Origin of the sequence: Azotobacter bryophylli (assembly GCF_042643485.1) — a bacterium.
GTDB classification, from domain to species: Bacteria; Pseudomonadota; Gammaproteobacteria; order Pseudomonadales; family Pseudomonadaceae; genus Azotobacter; species Azotobacter bryophylli.
In genome coordinates, this window is the sequence record NZ_JBHRSJ010000011.1 from 4,151 (window position 1) to 20,427 (window position 16,277).

13 protein-coding genes and 1 tRNA gene are annotated in these 16,277 nt (G+C 58.9%); all 14 read left to right on the forward strand.

The window, feature by feature from the left end; translation table 11 throughout:
- Positions 1-235 (forward strand): EF-Tu C-terminal domain-related protein (locus ACFOJE_RS05865; RefSeq protein WP_377813355.1); only part of this gene is annotated, 235 nt, incomplete at its 5' end.
- Between the two features lie 54 nt (positions 236-289).
- Positions 290-365, forward strand: a tRNA-Trp gene (locus tag ACFOJE_RS05870).
- A gap of 48 nt (positions 366-413) precedes the next feature.
- Positions 414-782 carry a preprotein translocase subunit SecE gene (gene secE / locus ACFOJE_RS05875; RefSeq protein ID WP_377813356.1) on the forward strand — a complete coding sequence of 123 codons (369 nt, stop codon included), beginning with the start codon at positions 414-416 and terminating at the stop codon, positions 780-782.
- 9 nt (positions 783-791) lie between these two features.
- A complete protein-coding gene (gene nusG, locus ACFOJE_RS05880; RefSeq protein ID WP_377813357.1) occupies positions 792-1,325 on the forward strand; it encodes a transcription termination/antitermination protein NusG in 534 nt (177 codons plus the stop codon).
- Between the two features lie 121 nt (positions 1,326-1,446).
- Complete coding sequence (gene rplK / locus ACFOJE_RS05885; RefSeq protein WP_377813358.1) at positions 1,447-1,878, forward strand: 50S ribosomal protein L11; 432 nt, start codon at positions 1,447-1,449, stop codon at positions 1,876-1,878.
- The gene (gene rplA / locus ACFOJE_RS05890; protein WP_377813359.1) at positions 1,878-2,573 is read left to right on the forward strand and encodes a 50S ribosomal protein L1; all 696 of its coding nucleotides are present in this window, start codon (positions 1,878-1,880) and stop codon (positions 2,571-2,573) included. The genes rplK and rplA overlap by 1 nt, the downstream gene beginning before the upstream one ends.
- Before the next feature lie 193 nt (positions 2,574-2,766).
- Positions 2,767-3,267, forward strand: coding sequence for a 50S ribosomal protein L10 (gene rplJ, locus ACFOJE_RS05895; RefSeq protein ID WP_377813360.1), 501 nt, complete (start codon positions 2,767-2,769; stop codon positions 3,265-3,267).
- A gap of 79 nt (positions 3,268-3,346) precedes the next feature.
- A complete protein-coding gene (gene rplL / locus ACFOJE_RS05900) occupies positions 3,347-3,715 on the forward strand; it encodes a 50S ribosomal protein L7/L12 (protein WP_377813361.1) in 369 nt (122 codons plus the stop codon).
- 218 nt (positions 3,716-3,933) lie between these two features.
- Positions 3,934-8,010, forward strand: coding sequence for a DNA-directed RNA polymerase subunit beta (rpoB, locus tag ACFOJE_RS05905; protein ID WP_377813362.1), 4,077 nt, complete (start codon positions 3,934-3,936; stop codon positions 8,008-8,010).
- Positions 8,011-8,077: 67 nt separating this feature from the next.
- Positions 8,078-12,277: a DNA-directed RNA polymerase subunit beta' gene (gene rpoC / locus ACFOJE_RS05910; RefSeq protein ID WP_377813363.1), complete on the forward strand. Its 4,200-nt coding sequence runs from the start codon at positions 8,078-8,080 to the stop codon at positions 12,275-12,277.
- A 139-nt stretch (positions 12,278-12,416) separates the two neighbouring features.
- On the forward strand, positions 12,417-12,788 hold the full coding sequence (gene rpsL / locus ACFOJE_RS05915; protein WP_071873522.1) for a 30S ribosomal protein S12: 372 nt from the start codon (positions 12,417-12,419) through the stop codon (positions 12,786-12,788).
- 97 nt (positions 12,789-12,885) lie between these two features.
- Positions 12,886-13,356, forward strand: coding sequence for a 30S ribosomal protein S7 (gene rpsG, locus ACFOJE_RS05920; protein ID WP_377813364.1), 471 nt, complete (start codon positions 12,886-12,888; stop codon positions 13,354-13,356).
- A 30-nt stretch (positions 13,357-13,386) separates the two neighbouring features.
- A complete protein-coding gene (gene fusA / locus ACFOJE_RS05925) occupies positions 13,387-15,522 on the forward strand; it encodes an elongation factor G (protein ID WP_377813365.1) in 2,136 nt (711 codons plus the stop codon).
- Between the two features lie 30 nt (positions 15,523-15,552).
- Positions 15,553-16,277, forward strand: a 725-nt coding sequence (locus ACFOJE_RS05930) for an elongation factor Tu (RefSeq protein ID WP_377813354.1), incomplete at its 3' end; no start/stop codon positions are given.

A 16,277-nucleotide genomic window follows, 5' to 3' on the forward strand; every position in this document is an offset into this window, starting at 1 on the left:
GGGGCGTCATACCCCGTTCTTCAAGGGCTACCGTCCGCAGTTCTACTTCCGTACCACCGACGTGACCGGCAACTGCGAGCTGCCGGAAGGCGTCGAAATGGTGATGCCGGGTGACAACATCAAGATGACCGTCACCCTGATCGCTCCGATCGCCATGGAAGACGGCCTGCGCTTCGCCATCCGCGAAGGCGGTCGCACCGTCGGCGCCGGCGTGGTTGCTAAAATCATCGAGTAATCGGTTGCAATTTTATTATAGGGCCGGCATAATGGTCGGCCTGATCACAGTTATAGGCCAGTAGCTCAATTGGCAGAGCGGCGGTCTCCAAAACCGCAGGTTGGGGGTTCGATTCCCTCCTGGCCTGCCAGATTCTGGGTAGTGATGAATCTGGCATTTTCTTTATAGGGTTTCCTGGATGAATGCCAAAGCTGAGGCCAAAGAATCGCGCTTTGAGCTGCTGAAGTGGCTTGCTGTGGTGGTCTTGGTTGCGGTTGGCGTGGTCGGCAATCAGTTCTACTCAGCTGCGCCGGTTCTATATCGCGTCATCGCTTTGTTGGCTCTGGCTGCGCTGGCTGCTTTTCTTGCGCTTCAGACTGCTAAGGGGCAGGCCTTCTTTTTGTTGGTAAAAGATGCGCGTGCCGAAATTCGTAAGGTTGTCTGGCCTACTCGGCAGGAAACGACTCAAACCACTCTGATAGTGGTTGCTGTCGTTTTAGTTATGGCTCTTGTGCTTTGGGGGCTTGACTCTCTGCTCGGTTGGTTAGTCTCCTTAATTGTTGGTTAAAGGTGCGCCGTGGCTAAACGTTGGTACGTTGTTCATGCCTATTCGGGTTACGAGAAGCATGTGATGCGCTCTCTGATTGAGCGTGTCAAGCTGGCGGGCATGGAGGACCAATTTGGCGAGATTCTTGTTCCTACTGAAGAAGTAGTGGAGATGCGCAACGGCCAGAAGCGCAAAAGCGAGCGGAAGTTTTTTCCGGGCTACGTACTTGTTCAGATGGAGATGAATGAGGGGACATGGCACCTGATCAAAGATACGCCGCGTGTTCTAGGGTTTATCGGTGGAACAGCCGATAAGCCAGCTCCTATTACGGAGCGAGAGGCTGAGGCTATTCTGCGTAGGGTCGCTGATAGTGGTGATCGGCCGAAACCCAAAACGCTGTTTGAGCCGGGCGAAGTGGTGCGAGTCATTGATGGGCCTTTTGCGGACTTCAACGGTGTTGTCGAAGAGGTCAATTACGAAAAAAGCCGCATTCAAGTCGCAGTGCTCATTTTTGGGCGCTCTACGCCGGTGGAGCTTGAATTCAGTCAGGTCGAGAAGGCGTAGCTGAATCTGTACCTCTGACCCCGCAGTCGAAAACTGCGGGGTTTTGTCGTCACTGGGGTAAACGCGAAAGCAAACGGGGAGCCCTAGGCTAGGGCGCTTGTACCCGCAATTGGAGTGATAAATGGCTAAGAAAATTACGGCTTATATCAAGCTGCAAGTTAAAGCCGGTCAGGCTAACCCTTCGCCGCCAGTTGGCCCTGCACTGGGTCAGCACGGTGTGAACATTATGGAGTTCTGCAAAGCGTTCAACGCTAAGACTCAGGGTATGGAACCCGGTCTGCCGACTCCCGTAATCATTACTGTTTATAGTGATCGCAGCTTTACTTTTGAAACCAAGAGTACCCCGGCTTCGGTTCTGTTGAAAAAGGCCGCTGGCATCGCCAGTGGTTCCTCTCGTCCAAACACTCAGAAGGTCGGCACCGTTACTCGGGCCCAGTTGGAAGAGATTGCCAAAGCCAAGAAGGCAGATCTGACTGCTGCTGACTTGGAAGCTGCTGTGCGTACCATCGCTGGTTCTGCACGTAGCATGGGTTTGAACGTGGAGGGTCTGTAATGGCTAAGCTGACTAAGCGCCAGAAGGCGATTGCTGCTAGGGTTGAGGCGGGCAAGCAATATGGCTTCGAGGATGCCGCTACTCTGCTGGCAGAGCTCTCGACCACCAAGTTCAAGGAATCCGTGGATATCGCCATCAACCTTGGCGTCGATCCGCGTAAATCCGATCAAGTTGTGCGTGGAGCCACTGTGCTGCCGAACGGCACTGGTAAGAGTGTCCGCGTTGCAGTGTTCACCCAGGGGCCGGCTGCAGAAGCTGCTCTGGCTGCCGGGGCCGATCGCGTAGGCATGGACGATTTGGCTGCCGAAATGAAAGGCGGCGATCTGAACTACGACGTAGTCATCGCCTCCCCGGACGCGATGCGTGTCGTGGGTCAGTTGGGGCAAGTTCTCGGTCCTCGTGGTTTGATGCCGAACCCGAAAGTAGGCACCGTTACCCCGGACGTAGCTACTGCGGTGAGAAACGCCAAAGCCGGTCAGGTACGCTTCCGTACGGACAAGAACGGCATCATCCATGCCTCCGTTGGTAAGGTCGACTTTGAGCCGGCCAAGCTGAAGCAGAACGTAGAGGCCCTGATGGCTGATTTGAAGCGGCTGAAGCCCTCAACATCCAAGGGTGTATACGTCAAGCGCGTAACTCTCAGCACCACCATGGGCCCAGGTCTGGTCATCGATCAAGCCTCCTTGGAAGCTTAATGCAGGTGCAGTGGGGCTTCCCACTGCGCCAACTAATTGGGGTCCCTGCCTGGCGGGGGCTATCCAAGACCGTAGGCGGCGCAAGCCTTAAAACACCAGCCTACGCAGATGGTGCTCCCGATTCGTACCGAATCAGACACCAAAATGCGTCCGGCGTAGCTGGGCGAACCGGTAACATCCAGGAGTTAAACCCGTGGCAATCAAACTCGAAGACAAGAAGGCCATCGTCGCTGAAGTCAACGAGGCTGCCAAAGCTGCCCTGTCCGCTGTCGTGGCCGATGCCCGTGGCGTGACCGTGGGGGCCATGACCGGACTCCGTAAAGAGGCCCGCGAAGCTGGTGTGTACGTGAGAGTCGTACGTAACACCCTGGCTCGCCGCGCTGTTGAAGGTACTCAATTCGAGATCCTCAACGACGTGTTCAAAGGCCCGACCCTGATCGCCTTCTCCAATGAGCATCCGGGCGCTGCTGCCCGTATCTTCAAAGAGTTCGCCAAGGGTCAGGACAAGTTCGAGATCAAGGCCGCTGCATTCGAGGGACAGTTCCTCGCAGCCAACCAGATCGACGTGCTGGCAAGCCTGCCGACCTACAACGAAGCCGTTGCACAACTGATGAGCGTCATTCAGGGCGCTACCAGCAAGCTGGCTCGTACTTTGGCGGCTATTCGCGACCAGAAAGAAGGTGCTGCCGCCTAAGTGGGCGACAGATTTCTTTCCAGCCTATTGTTAATTTGATGGCCGTTATGGCCACTCACCTAATACAGGAATTAGAGTCATGGCTCTGACCAACGAAGACATCATCAACGCCGTATCCGAAATGTCCGTCATGCAGATCGTCGAACTGATCAAGGCGATGGAAGAGAAGTTCGGCGTTACCGCTGCTGCTGCCGTTGCTGCTGGCCCGGCTGCTGCTGCTCCGGTTGCTGAAGAGCAGACCGAATTCACCATTGTCCTGGCTGAGGCTGGCGACAAGAAAGTGAACGTGATCAAGGTCGTTCGTGAACTGACCGGCCTGGGCCTGAAAGAAGCCAAGGCAGTGGTTGACGGCGCTCCTGGTGTGGTCAAGGAAGGCGTGTCCAAGGAAGAAGCCGAGGCCGCCAAGAAGTCTCTGGAAGAAGCTGGCGCCAAAGTCGAGCTCAAGTAAGCGACGACTTTGCGTCTACAGCCCGGGCGGTTCGCTTGAGGCTGATGGCTGGTGGCAAATGCCACCGGCCTTTTTCCGTTATGGGTAGCTGGCTAGTAGCCTATGCCGATGACGTACCACCAATTCGATGGGTGGCGCAGGCCAATCGGTCTGCATGATTTTCTGGCAACTCCCATCGGAGGGGCCAAACAAGCAGGTGACCAAGCTGGGGAACGCTGATGGCTTACTCATACACTGAGAAAAAACGTATCCGCAAGGACTTTAGCAAGTTGCCGGACGTCATGGATGTGCCTTATCTCCTGGCCATCCAACTGGATTCCTATCGCGAATTCCTGCAGGCGGGGGCTGGCAAGGATCAGCTCCGTGACGTCGGCCTGCATGCGGCCTTCAAGTCCGTTTTCCCGATCATCAGCTATTCCGGCAATGCTGCCTTGGAATACGTTGGCTACCGTTTGGGCGAGCCGGCCTTCGATGTCAAAGAGTGTGTACTGCGGGGGGTGACCTTCGCCGTACCGCTGCGTGTGAAAGTTCGCCTCATCATTTTCGACAAGGAATCGTCCAACAAGGCGATCAAGGACATCAAGGAGCAGGAAGTCTACATGGGGGAAATCCCCCTAATGACCGAAAACGGTACCTTCATCATCAACGGTACCGAGCGCGTCATCGTTTCCCAGTTGCATCGTTCCCCGGGCGTCTTCTTCGATCACGACCGTGGCAAGACTCATAGCTCGGGCAAGCTGCTGTACTCCGCGCGGATCATCCCCTACCGCGGCTCTTGGTTGGACTTCGAGTTCGATCCGAAGGATGCCGTGTTCGTCCGCATCGACCGGCGCCGCAAGCTGCCGGCCTCGGTCCTGCTGCGCGCGCTCGGTTATAGCACCGAAGAAGTCCTGGATATCTTCTATGCTACCAACGTGTTCCATGTGAACGAGCAGGGACTCAGTCTGGAGCTCGTCCCGCAACGCCTTCGTGGTGAAATCGCAGTCTTCGACATCAAGGATGCGAGCGGCAAGGTCATCGTCGAGCAGGGGCGCCGTATTACTGCCCGCCATATCAACCAGTTGGAAAAGGCTGGCATCACTCAGCTGGACGTCCCGCTGGACTACGTCATTGGTCGTACCACGGCCAAGGCCATCGTGCACCCGGCCACTGGGGAGATCATTGCGGAGTGCAACACCGAGCTGACTACCGAGTTTCTGGTGAAGATCGCCAAGGCGCAGGTCGTTCGCATCGAGACCCTGTACACCAACGATATCGACTGTGGTCCGTTCATTTCGGATACGCTGAAGATCGATTCGACCACCAATCAACTTGAGGCATTGGTCGAGATCTATCGCATGATGCGGCCGGGCGAGCCGCCGACCAAGGATGCTGCCGAGACCCTGTTCAACAACCTGTTCTTCAGTGCGGAGCGCTACGACCTGTCGGCTGTAGGCCGCATGAAGTTCAACCGCCGTATTGGCCGCACCGAAATCGAAGGGGCTGGCGTGCTGAGTCGCGAGGACATCGTCGATGTACTCAAGACCTTGGTCGACATCCGTAACGGCAAAGGCATCGTCGATGACATCGACCACCTGGGCAACCGTCGCGTACGCTGTGTCGGCGAGATGGCCGAGAACCAGTTCCGCGTTGGCCTCGTGCGTGTCGAGCGCGCGGTCAAGGAACGTCTGTCCATGGCCGAAAGCGAAGGCCTGATGCCTCAGGACCTGATCAACGCCAAACCAGTTGCCGCGGCGGTCAAGGAGTTCTTCGGCTCCAGCCAGCTGTCGCAGTTCATGGACCAGAACAACCCGCTCTCCGAAATCACCCACAAGCGCCGTGTATCAGCACTCGGCCCGGGTGGTCTGACCCGCGAGCGTGCCGGCTTCGAAGTCCGCGACGTGCACCCGACCCACTACGGCCGCGTGTGTCCGATCGAGACTCCTGAAGGTCCGAACATCGGTCTAATCAACTCTCTGGCAGCCTATGCGCGCACCAATCAGTACGGCTTCCTGGAGAGCCCGTATCGGGTGGTGAAAAATGGTCTGGTGACCGACGAGATCGTGTTCCTCTCCGCCATCGAAGAGGCCGACCATGTGATCGCCCAGGCTTCGGCGACCATGGACGAGAACAACCGTCTGGTCGACGAGCTGGTGGCCGTGCGTCATCTGAATGAGTTCACCGTCAAGGCGCCGGAAGACGTCACCCTGATGGACGTCTCGCCGCGCCAGGTGGTGTCCGTTGCGGCCTCGCTGATTCCGTTCCTCGAGCACGACGACGCCAACCGTGCCCTCATGGGCTCGAACATGCAGCGTCAAGCCGTCCCGACTCTGCGCGCTGACAAGCCGCTTGTTGGTACCGGCATGGAGCGGAACGTCGCCCGTGACTCCGGTGTCTGCGTCGTGGCGCGCCGTGGTGGTGTGATCGATTCGGTCGATGCTTCGCGCATCGTGGTTCGTGTCAATGATGACGAGGTCGAGACCGGCGAAGCAGGTGTCGACATCTATAACCTGACCAAGTACACCCGCTCCAACCAGAACACCTGCATCAACCAGCGTCCGCTGGTAAGCAAGGGCGACGTGGTCGCGCGCGGCGATATCATGGCCGATGGTCCCTCCACCGACATGGGCGAGTTGGCTCTCGGGCAGAACATGCGCGTGGCGTTCATGCCCTGGAACGGCTTCAACTTCGAGGACTCCATCTGTCTGTCGGAGCGCGTGGTACAGGAAGATCGCTTCACCACCATCCACATCCAGGAACTGACCTGTGTGGCGCGCGACACCAAGCTCGGTCCGGAGGAGATCACTGCGGATATCCCGAACGTCGGTGAGGCGGCGCTGAACAAGCTGGACGAAGCCGGTATCGTGTACGTCGGGGCCGAAGTGCAGGCTGGCGACATTCTGGTCGGCAAGGTCACTCCGAAGGGCGAAACCCAGCTGACTCCCGAAGAGAAGCTGCTGCGTGCGATCTTCGGTGAGAAGGCCAGCGACGTTAAGGACACCTCCCTGCGGGTGCCGACCGGCACCAAGGGCACTGTTATCGACGTTCAGGTCTTCACCCGTGACGGCGTCGAGCGCGATTCCCGTGCACTGGCGATCGAGAAGATGCAGCTGGACGAGATCCGCAAGGACCTCAACGAGGAATTCCGCATCGTCGAGGGAGCAACCTTCGAGCGTCTGCGCGCAGCTCTGGTTGGCGCTGTCTGCGAGGGTGGCGCCGGCCTGAAGAAGGGCACCGAAATTACCGTCGAGGTCCTCGATGGCCTGGAGCATGGCCAATGGTTCAAGCTGCGTATGGCCGACGATGCACTCAACGAGCAGTTGGAGAAGGCTCAGGCCTATCTCTCCGATCGTCGTCAGCTGCTCGATGACAAGTTCGAGGACAAGAAGCGCAAGCTGCAGCAGGGCGACGATCTGGCGCCGGGCGTGTTGAAGATCGTCAAGGTCTACCTCGCGATCAAGCGCCGCATTCAGCCGGGCGACAAGATGGCCGGTCGTCACGGTAACAAGGGTGTGGTCTCGGTGATCATGCCGGTCGAAGACATGCCTCACGACGAGAGCGGCGTCCCGGTGGACATCGTGCTCAACCCGCTGGGCGTGCCGTCGCGGATGAACGTCGGACAGATCCTCGAAACCCACCTGGGCCTCGCGGCCAAGGGCTTGGGCGAGAAGATCAACCGCATGCTCGAGGAGCAACGCAAGCTCGCCGAGCTACGGCAACTGCTGAGCCAGATCTACAACGAGATCGGCGGTCGCAGGAAGGAAGACCTGGACAGTTTCAGCGATCAGGAAATCCTCGATCTGGCGAACAACCTGCGTAAGGGCGTGCCCATGGCTACCCCGGTGTTTGACGGTGCCAAGGAAACCGAGATCAAGGCCATGCTGAAGCTGGCCGATCTGCCCGAGAGCGGTCAGATGTTCCTGTACGACGGCCGTACCGGCAACCGCTTCGAGCGTCCGACGACCGTAGGCTACATGTACATGCTGAAGCTGAACCACCTAGTCGACGACAAGATGCATGCTCGCTCCACCGGTTCCTACAGCCTGGTCACCCAGCAGCCGCTGGGCGGTAAGGCGCAGTTCGGCGGTCAGCGCTTCGGGGAGATGGAGGTCTGGGCGCTGGAAGCTTACGGTGCCGCCTACACCCTGCAGGAAATGCTGACTGTGAAGTCTGACGACGTGAACGGCCGGACCAAGATGTACAAGAACATCGTCGACGGTGATCACCGCATGGAGGCCGGCATGCCCGAGTCCTTCAACGTGCTGATCAAAGAAATCCGTTCGCTCGGCATCGACATCGAACTGGAAACCGAATAACCACGCACCGCCTGAGCGGCCCCGGATCCCGATCCGCGAGGCCGCCGGTCCGTGAGGAGGAAAGGCTTTGAAAGACCTTCTGAATCTTCTGAAAAACCAAGGTCAACTCGAAGAGTTCGATGCCATTCGTATCGGTTTGGCTTCGCCCGAGATGATCCGCTCCTGGTCCTTCGGTGAGGTGAAAAAGCCGGAGACCATCAACTACCGTACCTTCAAGCCGGAGCGCGACGGCCTGTTCTGCGCCAAGATCTTCGGTCCGGTGAAGGACTACGAGTGCCTGTGCGGCAAGTACAAGCGCCTGAAGCACCGCGGCGTGATCTGCGAGAAGTGCGGTGTCGAAGTGGCTCTGGCCAAGGTGCGCCGTGAGCGCATGGCGCACATCGAGCTGGCCTCGCCGGTCGCCCACATCTGGTTCCTCAAGTCTCTGCCGTCCCGCATCGGTCTGCTGCTGGACATGACCCTGCGTGACATCGAGCGCGTGCTTTATTTCGAAAGCTACGTGGTAATCGATCCGGGTATGACCACCTTGGAGAGGGGGCAGCTGCTGAATGATGAGCAGTACTTCGAGGCTCTTGAAGAGTTCGGCGATGACTTCGACGCTCGCATGGGCGCCGAAGCGGTACGCGAGCTGCTCAATCAGATCGATCTGGAACACGAGATCGGCCGCTTGCGCGAAGAGATTCCGCAGACGAACTCGGAAACCAAGATCAAGAAGCTGTCCAAGCGGCTGAAGCTTATGGAGGCCTTCCAGGGCTCGGGCAACCTGCCCGAGTGGATGATTCTGACCGTCCTGCCGGTGCTGCCGCCGGATCTGCGGCCGCTGGTTCCGCTGGATGGTGGCCGCTTCGCGACCTCGGATCTGAACGATCTGTACCGCCGGGTGATCAACCGTAACAACCGCCTGAAGCGCCTGCTCGATCTGGCTGCGCCGGACATCATCGTGCGCAACGAGAAGCGCATGCTGCAGGAAGCAGTGGACGCACTGCTGGACAACGGCCGTCGCGGTCGAGCCATCACCGGCTCCAACAAGCGCCCGCTGAAGTCCCTGGCCGACATGATCAAGGGTAAGCAGGGCCGTTTCCGTCAGAACCTGCTCGGCAAGCGCGTCGACTACTCGGGCCGCTCGGTGATCACCGTAGGTCCGACCCTGCGCCTGCACCAGTGCGGTCTGCCGAAAAAGATGGCTCTCGAGCTGTTCAAACCCTTCATCTTCGGCAAGCTGGAAGCCCGTGGTCTGGCTACCACCATCAAGGCGGCAAAGAAGATGGTCGAGCGCGAGCTGCCCGAGGTCTGGGACGTTCTGGCCGATGTCATCCGCGAACATCCCGTGTTGCTGAACCGGGCACCGACCCTGCACCGTCTGGGCATCCAGGCATTCGAGCCGGTGCTGATCGAGGGCAAGGCAATTCAGCTGCACCCGCTGGTGTGCGCCGCGTACAACGCCGACTTCGACGGCGACCAGATGGCCGTGCACGTTCCGCTGACCCTCGAGGCACAGCTGGAAGCCCGTGCGCTGATGATGTCGACCAACAACGTCCTGTCCCCGGCCAACGGCGAGCCGATCATCGTGCCGTCGCAGGACGTGGTGCTGGGTCTCTATTACATGACCCGCGAAGCGATCAACGCCAAGGGTGAGGGCCGCGTATTCGCCGATCTGCAGGAGGTCGACCGGGTGTTCCGTGCCGGTGAGGCTTCGTTGCATGCCAAGGTCAAGGTGCGCATCCGCGAGACCGTCAAGCAGAAAGACGGAAGCCTGGTGAAGAACACCCGTATCGTCGACACCACTGTCGGTCGTGCCTTGCTGTTCCAGGTGGTTCCGGCAGGCTTGCCGTTCGATGTGGTCAACCAGCCGATGAAGAAGAAGGCGATCTCCAAGCTGATCAACCACTGCTACCGCACGGTTGGTCTGAAGGAGACCGTTATCTTCGCTGACCAGCTGATGTACACCGGTTTCGCCTTCTCCACCCTGTCCGGCGTGTCGATCGGCGTGAACGATTTCGTCATTCCGGACGAAAAGGCTCGCATCATCGATGCGGCCACCGACGAGGTGAAGGAGATCGAGAGCCAGTACGCCTCGGGCCTGGTGACCCAGGGCGAGAAGTACAACAAGGTGATCGACCTGTGGTCGAAGGCCAACGACGAAGTATCCAAGGCGATGATGTCCAACCTCTCGAAAGAGAAGGTTGTCGACCGCAAGGGTAATGAGGTCGAGCAGGAGTCCTTCAACTCCATGTACATGATGGCCGACTCCGGTGCGCGGGGTTCCGCGGCACAGATCCGTCAGCTGGCTGGTATGCGCGGTCTGATGGCCAAGCCGGATGGCTCCATCATCGAGACCCCCATCACGGCGAACTTCCGCGAGGGTCTGAACGTACTGCAGTACTTCATTTCCACCCACGGTGCTCGTAAAGGTCTGGCAGATACCGCACTGAAGACCGCGAACTCGGGTTACCTGACTCGTCGTCTGGTCGATGTGGCGCAGGATCTGGTTGTGACCGAGGTCGACTGCGGTACCGATCAGGGCCTGCTCATGACTCCGCATATCGAGGGCGGCGACGTGGTCGAGCCGCTCGGTGAGCGAGTATTGGGCCGTGTCATCGCCAAAGACGTGCTCAAGCCCGGCAGCGATGAGGTCCTGGTGCCGGCTGGCGCTCTGATCGACGAGCAGTGGGTCGAGTTCATCGAACTGAACAGCATCGACGAAGTGGTCGTGCGTTCGCCGATCACCTGCGAGACCCGTTATGGCATCTGTGCCAAGTGTTATGGTCGCGATTTGGCCCGCGGACATCAGGTTAACATCGGGGAAGCGGTCGGCGTCATCGCTGCTCAGTCCATCGGTGAGCCGGGTACCCAGCTCACCATGCGTACCTTCCACATCGGCGGTGCGGCAAGTCGGACCTCGGCTGTCGACAACGTCGTGGTGAAGAATGGCGGTACCATCCGACTGCACAATCTGAAGCACGTCGAGCGTATCGATGGCGCCCTGGTTGCCGTATCCCGCTCGGGTGAACTGGCCGTGGCGGACGACTTCGGTCGCGAGCGCGAGCGCTACAAGCTGCCATACGGTGCGGTGATTTCCATCAAAGAGGGAGACAGGGTCGATCCGGGCGCAGTGGTTGCCAAGTGGGACCCGCACACTCACCCGATCGTTACCGAAATGAAGGGTACAGTGACCTTCGTCGGGATGGAGGAAGGCATCACCATCAAGCGCCAGACTGACGAGCTGACCGGTCTGACCAACATCGAGGTGATGGATCCGAAGGATCGTCCTGCCGCAGGCAAAGACATCCGTCCTGCAGTGAAGCTGGTCGATGCCAATGGCAAGGAACTGCTGCTGCCGGGTACGGACGTGCCGGCTCAGTACTTCCTGCCGGCTAACGCCTTGGTTGGTGTGGCTGACGGTGCCGAGGTGAACGTGGGTGACGTTATCGCCCGTATTCCTCAGGAAACCTCGAAGACCCGCGACATCACCGGTGGTCTGCCGCGGGTTGCCGACCTGTTCGAGGCCCGTCGTCCCAAGGAGCCCTCGATCCTGGCGGAAATCAGCGGCACCATCAGTTTCGGCAAGGAAACCAAGGGCAAGCGTCGCCTGGTAATCACTCCGACGGACGGTAGCGAGCCGTACGAGGAGCTGATTCCGAAGTGGCGCCACCTCAACGTCTTCGAAGGCGAACAGGTGAACCGCGGTGAGGTGATCTCGGACGGCCCGAGTAATCCGCACGACATTCTGCGCCTGCTGGGCGTCAGTGCGCTGGCCAAGTACATCGTCAACGAGATCCAAGACGTATATCGCCTGCAAGGGGTGAAGATCAACGACAAGCACATCGAGACCATCCTGCGTCAGATGCTGCGCAAGGTTGAGATCACCGAGGTCGGCGACTCCAGCTTCATCAAGGGTGATCAGATGGAGCTGACCCAGGTGCTGGAGGAAAATGAACGTCTGGTTGTTGAGGACAAGTTCGTCTCCAAGTACGACCGCGTCCTGCTTGGTATCACCAAGGCGTCGTTGTCCACGGAGTCCTTCATCTCGGCAGCTTCCTTCCAGGAGACCACCCGTGTCCTCACCGAAGCGGCGGTCACCGGCAAGCGCGACTATCTGCGTGGTTTGAAGGAAAACGTAGTCGTCGGTCGCCTGATTCCGGCCGGTACCGGTCTGGCTTATCACAGCGAGCGTAAGCGCAAGCGTGATGCCGAGAAGCCGGTTCGGGTGAGCGCAGAAGAGGTTGAAGCAGCCCTCACCGAAGCGCTGAACATCAGCGGCAATTGAGTGCCAAGGCCTGGGAGTGCTCCCGGGCCTTGCCTTGACGGGGGATGGCAGTCTCTTTAGACTTGTGCACCCCTAAATTTGGCAGGGCGGTCCGCTCTGCCATTTTGTTTATGTCGAAAGACAACAGTGGAGCTAGTAGATGGCAACTATCAACCAGCTGGTACGTCAGCCGCGCAAGCGCATGGTCGAAAAAAGCGACGTGCCGGCGCTGCAGAACTGCCCGCAGCGTCGTGGTGTGTGCACCCGCGTGTACACCACTACGCCGAAAAAACCGAACTCCGCACTGCGTAAGGTCTGCCGTGTGCGTCTGACCAATGGTTATGAAGTCACCTCCTACATCGGCGGTGAAGGTCACAACCTGCAGGAGCACAGCGTCGTTCTGATCCGCGGCGGTCGTGTGAAGGACCTTCCGGGTGTGCGTTATCATACCGTGCGTGGTTCCCTGGATACTTCCGGCGTTAAAGACCGTAAGCAGGGTCGTTCCAAGTACGGCGCCAAGCGTCCGAAGTAATCCATTTTTCTATTTATTGAGTCGATAAGAGTAAGGTCGGGCGTAACGGAATCGTTACCGTTCCGAGCTAACCTGAAGACCGTTTGAGGGCTTATCAATGCCAAGACGTCGTGTAGCAGCCAAGCGCGAGATTCTTGACGATCCGAAGTACGGCAGCCAGATCCTTGCCAAGTTCATGAACCACGTTATGGAAAGCGGCAAGAAAGCCGTTGCCGAGCGTATCGTGTACGGGGCACTAGAGAAAGTTAAAGAGCGCAAGAACAGCGATCCCCTGGAACTCTTCGAAAAAGCACTCGACGCCATCGCTCCGCTGGTCGAAGTGAAGTCCCGCCGCGTAGGTGGCGCGACCTATCAGGTTCCGGTCGAAGTTCGTCCGTCCCGTCGCAATGCTCTAGCAATGCGTTGGCTGGTGGAGTCCGCCCGCAAGCGTGGCGAGAAATCCATGGCCCTGCGTCTTGCTGGAGAGCTGCTCGACGCTGCCGAAGGCAAGGGCGCTGCTGTTAAGAAGCGTGAAGACGTGCACCGCATGGCAGAGGCGAACAAGGCCTTCTCGCACTATCGTTTCTAAGAAGCGCTTTCATCTAGCGAGGACCCTACCGTGGCCCGTACTACTCCAATCAACCGCTACCGCAATATCGGTATCTGCGCCCACGTGGATGCCGGTAAGACTACCACCACCGAGCGGATCCTGTTCTACACCGGTCTCAGCCACAAGATGGGTGAGGTGCACGACGGTGCTGCTACCACCGACTGGATGGTGCAGGAGCAGGAGCGTGGTATCACCATTACCTCCGCGGCGATCACCACCTTCTGGGAAGGTTCGCGCGGCCAGTACGATAAGTACCGCGTAAACGTGATCGATACCCCCGGTCACGTGGACTTCACCATTGAGGTGGAGCGCTCCCTGCGCGTGCTGGACGGTGCTGTCGTGGTGTTCTGTGGCACCTCCGGCGTTGAGCCGCAGTCCGAAACCGTATGGCGTCAGGCCAACAAGTACGGCGTTCCGCGTATCGTTTACGTGAACAAGATGGACCGCGCCGGCGCCAACTTCCTGCGCGTCATCGGTCAGATCAAGAATCGCCTGGGGCACACCCCGGTTCCGGTTCAGCTGGCCATCGGTGCCGAGGATGACTTCCAGGGGCAGGTCGACCTGCTGAAGATGAAGGCCATCTACTGGAACGAAGACGACAAGGGTACTTCCTACCGCGAGGAAGAAATTCCTGCCGAGCTGGTGGACCTGGCCAACGAGTGGCGCAGCAACATGGTCGAGTCTGCTGCTGAGGCCAACGAAGAGCTGATGAACAAGTACTTGGAAGAGGGCGACCTGTCCGTCGAGGACATCAAGGCCGGCCTGCGCCAGCGTACCATCGCCTGCGAGATCGTTCCGGCGGTCTGCGGCTCCTCGTTCAAGAACAAGGGCGTGCCCCTGGTTCTCGACGCGGTCATCGACTTCCTGCCGGCTCCGACCGAGATTCCGGCGATCCAGGGTATCCATCCGGATCACATCGATGAAGGTGACGAGGCGCCGAAAGACGAGCGTCATGCCGACGATAATGCGCCGTTCTCCGCGCTGGCGTTCAAGATCGCTACCGACCCGTTCGTCGGTACCTTGACCTTCGTGCGCGTCTACTCCGGTGTTCTGGAGTCCGGTCAGTCGGTCATCAACTCCGTGAAGGGCAAGAAAGAGCGCGTTGGTCGTATGGTGCAGATGCACGCCAACCAGCGTGACGAGATCAAGGAAGTGCGCGCCGGCGACATCGCGGCCCTGATCGGTATGAAGGACGTCACCACTGGCGACACCCTGTGCGATCCGGAGCAGCCGATCGTTCTCGAGCGCATGGACTTTCCGGAGCCGGTTATTCACGTAGCTGTCGAGCCGAAGACCAAGGCTGACCAAGAGAAGATGGGTATCGCTCTGGGCAAGCTGGCCCAGGAAGACCCGTCGTTCCGCGTCAAGACCGACGAAGAGTCCGGCCAGACCATCATCGGTGGTATGGGTGAGCTGCACTTGGATATCATCGTCGACCGCATGAAGCGCGAGTTCGGCGTCGAGGCCAACATCGGCAAGCCGCAGGTGGCCTACCGCGAAACCATCTCCAAGGACAATGTCGAGATCGAAGGCAAGTTCGTTCGTCAGTCCGGTGGTCGCGGTCAGTTCGGTCATTGCTGGATTCGCTTCTCGGCTCCGGACGTGGACGAGAAGGGCAATATCACCGAAGGTCTGGTCTTCACCAACGAAGTCGTGGGTGGTGTGGTTCCGAAGGAATACATTCCGGCGATCCAGAAGGGTATCGAGGAGCAGATGAAGAACGGCGTCGTCGCCGGCTATCCGCTCATCGGCCTGAAGGCAACTGTGTTCGATGGTTCCTACCATGACGTCGACTCGAACGAGATGGCGTTCAAGATCGCTGCCTCGATGGCGACCAAGCAGCTGGCCCAGAAGGGCGGCGGCAAGGTCCTCGAGCCGATCATGAAGGTAGAGGTAGTGACTCCTGAGGATTACATGGGCGACGTGATGGGTGACCTGAACCGCCGTCGTGGTCTGATCCAGGGCATGGAAGACACCGTCTCCGGCAAGGTCATTCGCGCCGAGGTTCCGCTGGGCGAGATGTTTGGCTACGCTACCGACGTACGTTCCATGTCCCAGGGTCGCGCGAGCTACTCCATGGAATTCTCCAAATACGCCGAAGCTCCGTCGAACATCGTCGAAGCGCTGGTTAAAAAGCAAGCTTGATTCAGCCCTTTTAGCAAGAGGTTTACTGTCGTGGCTAAGGAAAAATTCGAACGTAACAAACCGCACGTCAACGTTGGCACCATCGGTCACGTGGACCATGGCAAGACCACTCTGACTGCCGCTCTGACCAAGGTTTGCGCTGAGACCTGGGGTGGTGCCGCTCGCGCCTTCGACCAGATCGACAATGCGCCGGAAGAGAAGGCTCGTGGTATCACCATCAATACCTCGCACGTAGAATACGACTCGGCGATCCGTCACTACGCTCACGTGGACTGCCCCGGTCACGCTGACTATGTGAAGAACATGATCACCGGTGCTGCCCAGATGGATGGCGCTATCCTGGTTTGCTCGGCTGCCGACGGCCCCATGCCGCAAACCCGCGAGCACATTCTGCTGTCCCGCCAGGTAGGCGTTCCCTACATCGTCGTGTTCCTGAACAAGGCCGACATGGTGGACGATGCCGAGCTGCTCGAGCTGGTCGAAATGGAAGTTCGCGATCTGCTGTCCACCTACGACTTCCCGGGCGACGACACCCCGATCGTCATCGGCTCCGCACTGATGGCGCTGGAAGGCAAGGACGACAACGGTATCGGCGTTTCCGCTGTGCGCAAGCTGGTCGAGACTCTGGATAGCTATATCCCTGAGCCGGTGCGTGCCGTGGATCAGCCGTTCCTGATGCCGATCGAAGACGTGTTCTCCATTTCCGGCCGTGGCACCGTGGTGACCGGTCGTGTCGAGCGCGGCATCGTCAAGGT

Excerpts from the sequence above, each read along its gene's own strand:
- secE (WP_377813356.1), top strand. The coding sequence starts at position 414 with ATGAATGCCAAAGCTGAGGCCAAAGAATCGCGCTTTGAGCTGCTGAAG.
- rplK (WP_377813358.1), top strand. The coding sequence starts at position 1,447 with ATGGCTAAGAAAATTACGGCTTATATCAAGCTGCAAGTTAAAGCCGGT.
- rplA (WP_377813359.1), top strand. The coding sequence starts at position 1,878 with ATGGCTAAGCTGACTAAGCGCCAGAAGGCGATTGCTGCTAGGGTTGAG.
- rplL (WP_377813361.1), top strand. The coding sequence starts at position 3,347 with ATGGCTCTGACCAACGAAGACATCATCAACGCCGTATCCGAAATGTCC.
- rpoB (WP_377813362.1), top strand. The coding sequence starts at position 3,934 with ATGGCTTACTCATACACTGAGAAAAAACGTATCCGCAAGGACTTTAGC.
- rpsL (WP_071873522.1), top strand. The coding sequence starts at position 12,417 with ATGGCAACTATCAACCAGCTGGTACGTCAGCCGCGCAAGCGCATGGTC.
- rpsG (WP_377813364.1), top strand. The coding sequence starts at position 12,886 with ATGCCAAGACGTCGTGTAGCAGCCAAGCGCGAGATTCTTGACGATCCG.